This window comes from Synechococcus sp. H55.11, from assembly GCF_047462475.1.
In the GTDB taxonomy this organism is placed as follows: Bacteria; Cyanobacteriota; Cyanobacteriia; order Thermostichales; family Thermostichaceae; genus Thermostichus.
Genome location: NZ_JANSJI010000051.1, coordinates 1 through 8,778 on the forward strand (window position 1 = coordinate 1; position 8,778 = coordinate 8,778).

9 protein-coding genes are annotated in these 8,778 nt (G+C 62.9%); 5 read left to right on the plus strand and 4 right to left on the minus strand.

The annotated features are described in order from the left end of the window. Positions 1-142 precede the first annotated feature (142 nt). Entirely contained in the window at positions 143-1,171 is a 1,029-nt protein-coding gene (cbiB, locus tag NW853_RS02185; protein ID WP_414347493.1) for an adenosylcobinamide-phosphate synthase CbiB, read from the minus strand. Beyond that, on the minus strand, positions 1,171-1,635 hold the full coding sequence (locus NW853_RS02190; RefSeq protein WP_414335270.1) for an Rrf2 family transcriptional regulator: 465 nt from the start codon (positions 1,633-1,635) through the stop codon (positions 1,171-1,173). The genes cbiB and NW853_RS02190 overlap by 1 nt, the downstream gene beginning before the upstream one ends. Before the next feature lie 99 nt (positions 1,636-1,734). Between NW853_RS02190 and rsmI the strand changes: the two genes are divergently transcribed. Both rsmI and rppA read left to right on the plus strand, forming a co-directional pair. Beyond that, positions 1,735-2,667, plus strand: coding sequence for a 16S rRNA (cytidine(1402)-2'-O)-methyltransferase (gene rsmI, locus NW853_RS02195; protein ID WP_414347496.1), 933 nt, complete (start codon positions 1,735-1,737; stop codon positions 2,665-2,667). Between the two features lie 3 nt (positions 2,668-2,670). Further along, entirely contained in the window at positions 2,671-3,384 is a 714-nt protein-coding gene (gene rppA / locus NW853_RS02200) for a two-component system response regulator RppA (RefSeq protein ID WP_414347498.1), read from the plus strand. A gap of 50 nt (positions 3,385-3,434) precedes the next feature. On the opposite strand, the gene atpD is transcribed toward rppA, so the two are convergent. After that, positions 3,435-4,868, minus strand: coding sequence for a F0F1 ATP synthase subunit beta (gene atpD, locus NW853_RS02205; protein ID WP_414335276.1), 1,434 nt, complete (start codon positions 4,866-4,868; stop codon positions 3,435-3,437). A 176-nt stretch (positions 4,869-5,044) separates the two neighbouring features. Between atpD and NW853_RS02210 the strand changes: the two genes are divergently transcribed. From NW853_RS02210 to NW853_RS02220, 3 genes are read left to right on the plus strand one after another with little or no spacing between them, the layout of a single operon-like run. Next, entirely contained in the window at positions 5,045-5,671 is a 627-nt protein-coding gene (locus NW853_RS02210; RefSeq protein ID WP_414335278.1) for a GerMN domain-containing protein, read from the plus strand. A gap of 16 nt (positions 5,672-5,687) precedes the next feature. Further along, positions 5,688-6,458 (plus strand): MlaE family lipid ABC transporter permease subunit, encoded by a 771-nt coding sequence (locus tag NW853_RS02215; RefSeq protein WP_414335284.1) that lies wholly within the window; start codon positions 5,688-5,690, stop codon positions 6,456-6,458. A 55-nt stretch (positions 6,459-6,513) separates the two neighbouring features. Beyond that, complete coding sequence (locus NW853_RS02220; RefSeq protein ID WP_414335280.1) at positions 6,514-7,506, plus strand: succinate dehydrogenase/fumarate reductase iron-sulfur subunit; 993 nt, start codon at positions 6,514-6,516, stop codon at positions 7,504-7,506. On the opposite strand, the gene NW853_RS02225 is transcribed toward NW853_RS02220, so the two are convergent. Next, on the minus strand, positions 7,503-8,630 hold the full coding sequence (locus NW853_RS02225) for a peptidylprolyl isomerase (RefSeq protein ID WP_414347500.1): 1,128 nt from the start codon (positions 8,628-8,630) through the stop codon (positions 7,503-7,505). The two genes, NW853_RS02220 and NW853_RS02225, sit on opposite strands and share 4 nt — an antisense overlap. Between the last annotated feature and the right edge of the window lie 148 nt (positions 8,631-8,778).

Consider the following 8,778-nt stretch of genomic DNA (forward strand, 5'->3'; position numbering starts at 1 on the left):
TCAAAAGTCTTGGATCCCGGAGCCCTTTCCCATGCGCCTGCGACGCCCTAGGCCCTTCAGCTCGAGTACGTCCGCAACTTGCCTGACGATATCCAAACCATCGTCAGCGAGCAAAACACCATCCTCAATCTCGGCGACTTTCTCAATACCACCAAATAATCGATACCGAAGTGGCCCCCAGCCCCTCTCCCAAGCTGAGAACTAGAGCTACGCCCACCATCCAACTTCCCCACACCCCCAGAACCTGCCGCAGCAGCCCCAGACTTTCCCGCACCACCTGGGGGCTCAAGGGACGGGCTGGGATCCCCACCTTGGGCTTCTCTTTGGGGATCCCGCGATAGCAATTGGTGCCTCCCAACTGGATCTGCAGCCGCCAGGCAAAGGCCGCCTCGCTCCACCCCGAATTGGGGCTGGGATCCGCCCGCCCGTCGCGGCGACACCGCTGCCAAAACCCCCAGGGATCCCCGCTGAACAGGGCCAGCGTCAACACCGTCAGCCGGCAGGGCAGCCAGGTCAACACATCCTCACAGCGGGCCGGCACCGTGCCCAGGTAGGTAAAGGGGGCATGGCGATAGCCCACCATCGAATCAAGCGTGCTGCTGGCCTTGTAGGCCAAAGCCAAGGGCGCCCCTCCCAAAAAGGCATAGAACAAAGGGGCCGTCGCCCCGTCCGGGGTATTTTCCGCCACCGTCTCGATCACCGCCCGCAAAATCTCCGCCTCCGTCAGGTGCTCTGTATCCCGGCCCACGTAGCGGCTGAGGCATTGGCGGGCCTGCAGCAGATCCCCCTTTTCCAAGGGATCCAACACCTCCAAGGCGGCAAAGCGCAGGCTGCGCCCCCCCAGGCAACTGGCCATCAGGATGGCGTGCATCAGGATCCCTGCCCAGGGGTGGAGAGCCTGGGCAACGGCGATCAGCCCCCAGCCTGCCGCGTAGGATCCCGCCAGCAGCGCCAGCGTCAGCACCGCCCCGCCCCACCGTTGTGCCTGTGGGGTCGAACAGTGCTTGAGGATACAGCCTTGCCCCCAGGCGATGACCGCCCCCATTACCCGCACCGGATGGGGCCACCCCCAGGGATCCGCCAACCAGTAATCCAGACCCAGCGCTGCCGCCAGCACCAGCGCAGCAGCCGGCTGAGTCGGGAAAAAGGGCAAGCGCTCCATCCTGCCCATCAGACCACAAATCCACTCTCCTGATCCTGAGCCGCCTGCCAACTGCGGGCATCAAAATACAGATCCTCCAGAGTGGTTTCCTCCAGCACCTGCTGCGCCCGTCGGGCGATCCGCTCCCAGAGAGCCGCTGTCACCCAGTCCAGCCGCTCCGTCGAGCCTGCCTGAGGCACGGCTGAAGCTTTGGAACTCTCCACAAGCGGATCCAGAGATTCTCCCACCGCTGCCAAAATGGCGCTGATCGGGATCCGCCGCGGTGCCCGTGCCAGCCGGTAGCCCCCCTGCGCCCCCCGCTGCGAACAGACCAAACCGGCCTGGCGCAGCTCGATCAACAGCTTTTCCAGATAGGGGGCCGGGATCTGCTGTCGCTCAGCAATGGCCCGCACCGAGGCCATCTGCCCCGCGCCGAGCATCGCCAGATCCAGCAAAGCCCGGATGCTGTAAGTAGCTCGCGTGGTCAGCCGCACCTGCTCTCTCCCGCCAGTCTCTCCCGATCCTGCCACAGGGATCCCGGCTAGAGGGGTTAACCTAGAAAGCAGTACCCGCTCAGCTCTGGCCTCGTCGGGATGGAGCGCCCCACCGTCGGCCTCTACTTGGTGGCCACCCCTATCGGCAACCGCGAAGACATTACCCTGCGGGCGCTGCGGGTTTTGCGGGAGGTGGACTGGGTGGCAGCAGAAGACACCCGCCACTCCGGCCAGCTTCTTAAACACTTTCAGATCTCCGCCCGCCTCATCAGCTATCACGAGCACAACACGGCACAGCGGATCCCGCAAATCCTGAAGTATCTGGCGGCAGGGCAGTCGGTGGCTCTAATCAGCGATGCCGGCACACCCGCCATCTCCGATCCGGGTGAAGAACTGGTGCGCGCCTGCATCCAAGCCGGGATCCCCGTGATCCCGGTGCCTGGCCCGGTAGCGGCAGTGGCCGCCTTGGCTGCTTCTGGGCTGGCCACAGGGCGGTTTGTCTTCGAGGGTTTTTTGCCGCTCAAAGCCAGCCAGCGGCAGGCCCGTCTGCAACAACTGGCCCAAGAAGAGCGCACCATCGTCCTCTACGAAGCCCCCCACCGCCTGCAGCAAACTCTGCAAGATCTCCTGGCTCACTGCGGCCCGGAGCGGCAGATCGTGCTGGCCCGTGAGCTGACTAAGCTGCACGAGTCCTTCTGGCGGGGATCCCTGGCCGCCGCTCTCGAGCATTGCACCGCCCAGCCACCGCGGGGAGAGTTCACCCTTGTTCTAGAGGGGCGGTCTGCCTCCCAAAAAGACGAAGAAACCTCCCCCTCGGAAGCGGAAGTTCGCCAGGAGCTGGCCCGCCTGCTGGCCGAGGGCCTTCCCCGCTCCGCCGCCAGCCGGCAACTGGCCCAGCGCTTCCAGGGATCCCCCCTCTGGACGCGGCGCCGCCTTTATGATCTCTCTTTGCAACTGGAGCCGCTGCCCGGCTCGGATTGCTCCTCGGCAGTCGAGCTTTCTTCTGCAACCGACGACGAGACAGACTCCTAGAGCATGGCGCGCATCTTGTTGGTGGACGACGAAGTGGAGTTGGCCGATTCCCTGGCCCAGCACCTGCGGCGAGAGGGCCACAGCGTGGACGTGGCCTACGAGGGAAACAGTGCCTGGGAGCTGCTGCAGAAGCCCCCAGCTCCACCCTACGACCTACTGGTACTGGACTGGATGTTGCCGGGCCTGTCCGGCCTCTCCCTCTGCCAACGGATGCGCCAGGTGGAAAAAACTGCGTCCCGCGCCACCCCCATCCTCTTCCTAACCGCCAAAGATACCCTCGACGACCGGGTGGAAGGGCTGGACGCCGGCGCCGACGACTACCTGGTCAAGCCCTTCGAGCTGCGGGAGCTGCTGGCGCGGGTGCGGGCCCTCTTGCGGCGGGCTGCCGGCCCCGGCGAAGGGATCCCTCGCCTGCAAATTGGGGATCTGGAGCTGGATCGGGAGAACCAAGTGGCCTACCGCCAGGGGCGGATGATCCACCTCTCCCAAAAGGAATTCCGCCTGCTGGAGTACTTCATGACCCACCCTGGCCAGTTGCTCACCCACGAGCAGATCTACGAACAGGTGTGGGCTGGCGAGGATCCCCCCAGCAGCAACGTCCTGGCCGCCCAGGTACGCCTGTTGCGGCGTCGCCTGCGCTTGCCCGGCTCCCCCGAGTTGATCCACGCCGTCTATGGCAAAGGCTACCGCTTCGGGCCTGTGGCCGAGGATCCCTAGCAGTCATCAACTCCCCTCTCCCGCCGGGAGCGGGGCTGGGGCTGAGGGCATTACTTAGACTTGAGCTTCTCCGCCTTCTCAATGGCCTCTTCGATGGTGCCCACCAGGTAAAAAGCCTGCTCCGGCAGATCGTCCAGTTCCCCCGACAAAATGCGCTGGAAGCCCTTGATGGTGTCCTCCAACTTCACGTACTTGCCGGGCGAGCCGGTGAACACCTCCGCCACAAAGAACGGCTGCGACAGGAAGCGCTCGATACGGCGGGCGCGGGCCACCACCAGCTTGTCTTCTTCCGACAGCTCGTCCAACCCCAGAATGGCGATGATATCCTGCAACTCTTTGTAGCGCTGCAGCGTTTGCTTCACCGCCCGAGCGGTGTTGTAGTGCTCCTCGCCCACAATGTCGGCTTGCAGAATCGTGGAGGAAGAATCCAGGGGATCCACCGCCGGGTAGATGCCCTTGGCGGCCAAGCTGCGCGACAGCACCACCGTTGAATCCAAGTGGGCAAACGTCGTCGCCGGCGCCGGATCCGTCAAGTCGTCAGCAGGCACATACACCGCCTGCACCGAAGTGATGGATCCCTGCTTGGTGGAGGTGATGCGCTCTTGCAGGTTGCCCATTTCGGTGGCCAGGGTAGGCTGATACCCCACCGCTGAGGGCATGCGGCCCAACAGCGCCGACACTTCCGACCCGGCCTGCACAAAGCGAAAGATGTTGTCGATAAACAGCAGCACATCCTGCTTGTTGACGTCGCGGAAGTACTCCGCCATCGTCAGGGCAGTCAGGCCCACCCGCATACGGGCGCCCGGCGGCTCGTTCATCTGGCCGTACACCAGCGCCACCTTGTCCAGCACCCCCGATTCTTTCATCTCGTTGTAGAGGTCGTTCCCCTCGCGGGTGCGCTCTCCCACGCCGGCAAACACCGATAGGCCGGAGTGCTCCTCGGCGATGTTGTGGATCAGCTCTTGGATGAGCACCGTCTTGCCTACGCCGGCGCCGCCAAACAGGCCCACCTTGCCGCCCTTTTTGAAGGGGGCCAGCAGGTCGATCACCTTAATGCCCGTTTCAAAGGGCTCTGGCTTAATCGTCAAATTGACAAACTCCGGCGCGCTGCGGTGGATGGGGGCAAATTCTTGAGCTTGAACGGGCTCCCCTTGGTCAACCGGCTCTCCCAGCACATTAAAAATACGACCTAGGGTGGGCTGCCCAACCGGTACGGTAATCGGAGCGCCCGTATCCACCACTGGCATGCCCCGTACCAAGCCATCGGTAGAGGACATGGCCACCGCCCGCACGCGGTTGTCTCCCAGAAGCTGCTGCACCTCGAAGGTGATGTTGATCTTCAGGCCACTTTCGGTTGTGCCCTCCACCTTGAGGGCATTGTAAATTTCGGGCAGCTTGCCGCTGGGAAACTCGGCGTCGATCACAGGGCCAATGACCTGTGTAATGTAGCCAACATTGGTGGCAGTAGCGGTGGCAGTAACCATAGTTGAGGCTCAGCTCCTTGTGTGCGCAGCTATCGACTCAGCAAAGCCGGGTTGATGTTGATAAGTCATTAATCATCATACAGATAAAGGGATCCGGTTGCTGCTGCGCTTGTTCTGCGACAGGGTGGGCTTTTCTTCGCTACCCTAGAGCTAGGCAAGACAGGGGAATGGCAGCGATGGATCACTACGGAGGGCGTACTGCACAGCTTGGCTCCGTCCGCTTGGGAGGACGGCGTCCTCGCCCCCGGCGCGGCCCGGCTCTGCAACTGGGGATCCTCGGCTTTTTGCTGGGGTTGGGGGTGATGGGGGGAGCTTGGTGGTACAGCATCGGGCCGCGGCAAACCCTTTCTCTGTATTGGCTGACCAGTGCTGACAATTCCATCTACTACGTGCAGCAGGAGCGCTCCCTGCGCGCTTTTGACACCCAAGAGGCCATTCGTCTGGCCTTGGAAGAGCTGATTGCCGGCCCCCGGGATCCCCACCTTGCCACCGCTATCCCCTCCCAGACGCGGCTGCTGGATGTGCGGGTGGAAGGCAACGATATTTTCCTCAATTTCTCTTCTGAATTCACGCAAGGGGGGGGATCCACGGCGATGATGAGCCGGATCGCGCAGGTGCTCTACACGGCCACCAGCCAGAACCCCGGCGCGCGGGTGTGGATCTCCGTCGAGGGGCGCGCCCTCGAGGTGTTGGGGGGGGAAGGGCTAATTATCGACCAACCCTTGACGCGGGCCTCGTTTGTGCCCAGCTTCCAGCTGCCGGCAGAACCTGAGGCGAAGCCGTCAGCCGTATCAGCCTCTTGAAACCCTTGAGACAAAGATCATGAACTGGTTGCAGCGGGTGGGCAGCAGTTTTCTCCTGGCCGGTCAGGTGATCTTGCACCTGCTGCAAGGCCGTATTCATCGGCGCAACACCCTGGAGCAACTGGCGACAGTGGGGCTGGAGTCGCTGCTGATTGTTTTGATCACGGCGGTGGTGATCAGCGGCGTTTTCACCATTCAGTTGGCACGCGAGTTCATCAATTTCGGGGCCTCTTCCCTCATCGGCGGGGTTTTGGCCATTGCCCTGGCCCGCGAGCTGACGCCGGTGGTGACGGCGGTGATCCTGGCCGGACGGGTGGGATCCGCCTTTGCCGCCGAGCTGGGCACCATGAAAGTCACTGAGCAGATCGACGCTCTGCTGTTGTTGCGCACCGATCCGGTGGATTACCTGGTGATCCCGCGGGTGGTGGCTTCAGGGCTGATGCTGCCGGTGCTCACCATCCTCTCCTTGCTAACCGGCTTAGTGGGAGGGATGATCATCTGCGCTTCGGTCTACAACATTCCTTCCGCGGTGTTTCTCACCTCGGCTCAGAATCTCCTGGCCCCTTGGGACTTGCTCGTCTGTTGTTTGAAGGCGATGGTGTTCGGGGCTCTGATCGCCATTGTCGGCTCCAACTGGGGCCTTTCCACCAGCGGCGGCGCCAAGGGGGTAGGGCGCTCCACCACCGATGCTGTCGTCACGGCGCTGCTGGGCGTGTTTGTTACCAACTTTCTGATCTCTTGGCTGTTGTTTCAGGGGCCGGGTAGCGCCCTCAGCCGCGCGCTGTAGTCGCGCCTGCCCACGCTGCCGCTAAGATGGGATCCCCTGCCCATTCTCCGGATCCATGCGAGTGGAATTTCAGATTTTGCGACAGTTGCCGCCGGAGCCACCCCGCTGGCAGTCTTTCTGGCTGGAGACATCTCCTGGCGCTACCATTCTCGATTGCCTCAACCGGATCAAGTGGGAGCAGGATGGCAGCTTGGCCTTCCGCAAAAACTGCCGCAACACCATCTGTGGCAGTTGTGCCATGCGCATCAACGGCAGGGCTACTTTGGCCTGTGGCCGACAGGTGGGCGAAGAGCTGGATCCCCGCAGCCCTCAGCCCATTCGCATCGGCCCTTTGGGCAACCTGCCCGTCCTGCGGGATCTGGTGGTGGATATGCAGCCCTTCTGGAACGATCTCAGCCGGGTGGATCCCTTTGTCAGCACGGCGGGGCGCCGCATCCCGGAGCGGGAATTTTTACAGTTGCCTGCCGAACGGGAGCATCTCAACGCTGCCGGTGGCTGTATTCTCTGCGGGGCCTGCTATTCCGACTGCAACGCCAAAGAGGTGAACCCGGAGTTTGTCGGCCCTCATGCTTTGGCCAAAGCCAACCGCCTTGTCCAAGACAGCCGCGACAGCCGACGGGAACAACGCCTGCAAGCTCAAGATAGCTTGGCCGGCGTCTGGGGCTGTACCCGCTGCTGGAACTGCAACAGTGTCTGCCCGATGGGTGTAGCGCCCCTGGATCAAATCACCGAGCTCAAGCAAGGGATCCTCTCCCGAGACCAGACTCCTGTTTTGTCGGGCAACCGTTCTCGTGCCCAGGACATAGCCATCCGCCACCGCAAGACCCTGGTGCAACTGGTGCGCTCCGGTGGTTGGGTGGATGAGCGCCGCTTCGGCCTGCAGGTGGTGGGGCGGGAGGGGCTGCTCAGCTTGGTGCCTTTGGGGCTGCGCCTGCTGGCCAGGGGCAAATTTCCCTTGCGCTTCAAGCCCTCCTCAGGGACGGCGACGGTGCGGCGGCTGATCGATGCGGTCAGACAGGAAACGAACGGTGGCGCCGCGGATCCCTAAGCCCCATTTTTGAGATTTTCCTGGCCTGAGATCAGCCGGGCGCTCAGGATCTGGTCCCCTAGCTTGATCTTGCGCAGCACCTCGGTGCCCTCGGTAACATAACCGAATACGGCATAGCGGCCATCCATGAGGTTGAGGCCGGCAGGGGTGAGATCCGGCTCGGCCATGAAGATGAAGAACTGAGAAGAGGCGCTGTTGGGATCATCGGGATAGCGGGCCATGGCCACCGTCCCCTCAGCAGCAAAGGGCAGGGCCGGCTCTACATCCCACAGGCCCAGTTGATCGAAGGTCTGGCCGTAGCGGGGCACCACCTCGCCTTTGACCCGGATCTCCATCGGGATGGTGCGAACCTTGCCGGTGGCCGGATCCACATAGCCGTCGGCAGGGCCTGGGGGATCCCCCGCTTGCACCAGGAAGAAGTTCTCCACCCGGTCAAAGGTCAGGCCGTCGTAGAAGCCCCGCTGCACCAAATCGGCAAAGTTGCCGGCGGTGAGGGGGGCGCTATACCCATCCAGCGTGATCACCATGCGCCCGGCGGTGGTGTTCAGCTCCGCTTCCGCCCGGCCCAGGAGCTGCGGCTTGTCGGCATATTCGGCAGGGATCGCGTAGGGAAAAGCCCCCACCCAGTGGTTTTCCAGGGATCCCAGCTCGTCTATGAGGCGGTCGTAGGCGGCGCGGGCCTCTTCTTTGCCCTTGGATTTGCGCTCCGTGGCCTGGCCGATGGTTTGCAACTCCTGGCGTAGAGCGGCAACTTCTCCAGCGGCGGCAGCAGCCTGCTCAGGGGGCAACTCCGCCAAGAGGGGATCCGTGTAGCGATCCAGAAGCCGCTCCACCTGGCGCACATCTCCCCGCACCGCCGACCAGCGGTTGTACTTCAGGTCGCTCTCAATTTTGGTGATGGCCTCATCGATTTCCCAGATCCGGCTGTCCTGGATGGGCAGCGCCCGCCGCAAGAGAGTACGCGGATCCGTAATGGCATCCCCTTGCGGCAGCGCCAGGGCCGGGATCCCACCCAGCCAAACCGCCCACAGCAACACAGCAGCTAAGACAAGCCGGAGCGATTTTCTCCCCCACTCCCACCGATTGCTGCCAACTGCGGATCCCTGCTGGGCACGCTGCGCCATATCCTCACCTGTTGCCGACACTGCTTTTGCTCTCAGCCTGGCATTCTACCGTTGCTGGCGGCAAGCGTTGCTGCAAGAGAAGAGAATGCAAAGGTCAAACGGCCAGGAACCGGCTGCATCCCCCTCCTACCTGGGAACGACGGCCTCA

What these genes read in the sequence shown, in the direction of transcription:
- rppA (WP_414347498.1), top strand. Translation starts at nt 2,671, where the DNA reads ATGGCGCGCATCTTGTTGGTGGACGACGAAGTGGAGTTGGCCGATTCC.
- cbiB (WP_414347493.1), bottom strand. Translation starts at nt 1,171, where the DNA reads ATGGGCAGGATGGAGCGCTTGCCCTTTTTCCCGACTCAGCCGGCTGCT.
- atpD (WP_414335276.1), bottom strand. Translation starts at nt 4,868, where the DNA reads ATGGTTACTGCCACCGCTACTGCCACCAATGTTGGCTACATTACACAG.
- NW853_RS02220 (WP_414335280.1), top strand. Translation starts at nt 6,514, where the DNA reads ATGCGAGTGGAATTTCAGATTTTGCGACAGTTGCCGCCGGAGCCACCC.
- NW853_RS02225 (WP_414347500.1), bottom strand. Translation starts at nt 8,630, where the DNA reads ATGGCGCAGCGTGCCCAGCAGGGATCCGCAGTTGGCAGCAATCGGTGG.
- NW853_RS02210 (WP_414335278.1), top strand. Translation starts at nt 5,045, where the DNA reads ATGGATCACTACGGAGGGCGTACTGCACAGCTTGGCTCCGTCCGCTTG.
- rsmI (WP_414347496.1), top strand. Translation starts at nt 1,735, where the DNA reads ATGGAGCGCCCCACCGTCGGCCTCTACTTGGTGGCCACCCCTATCGGC.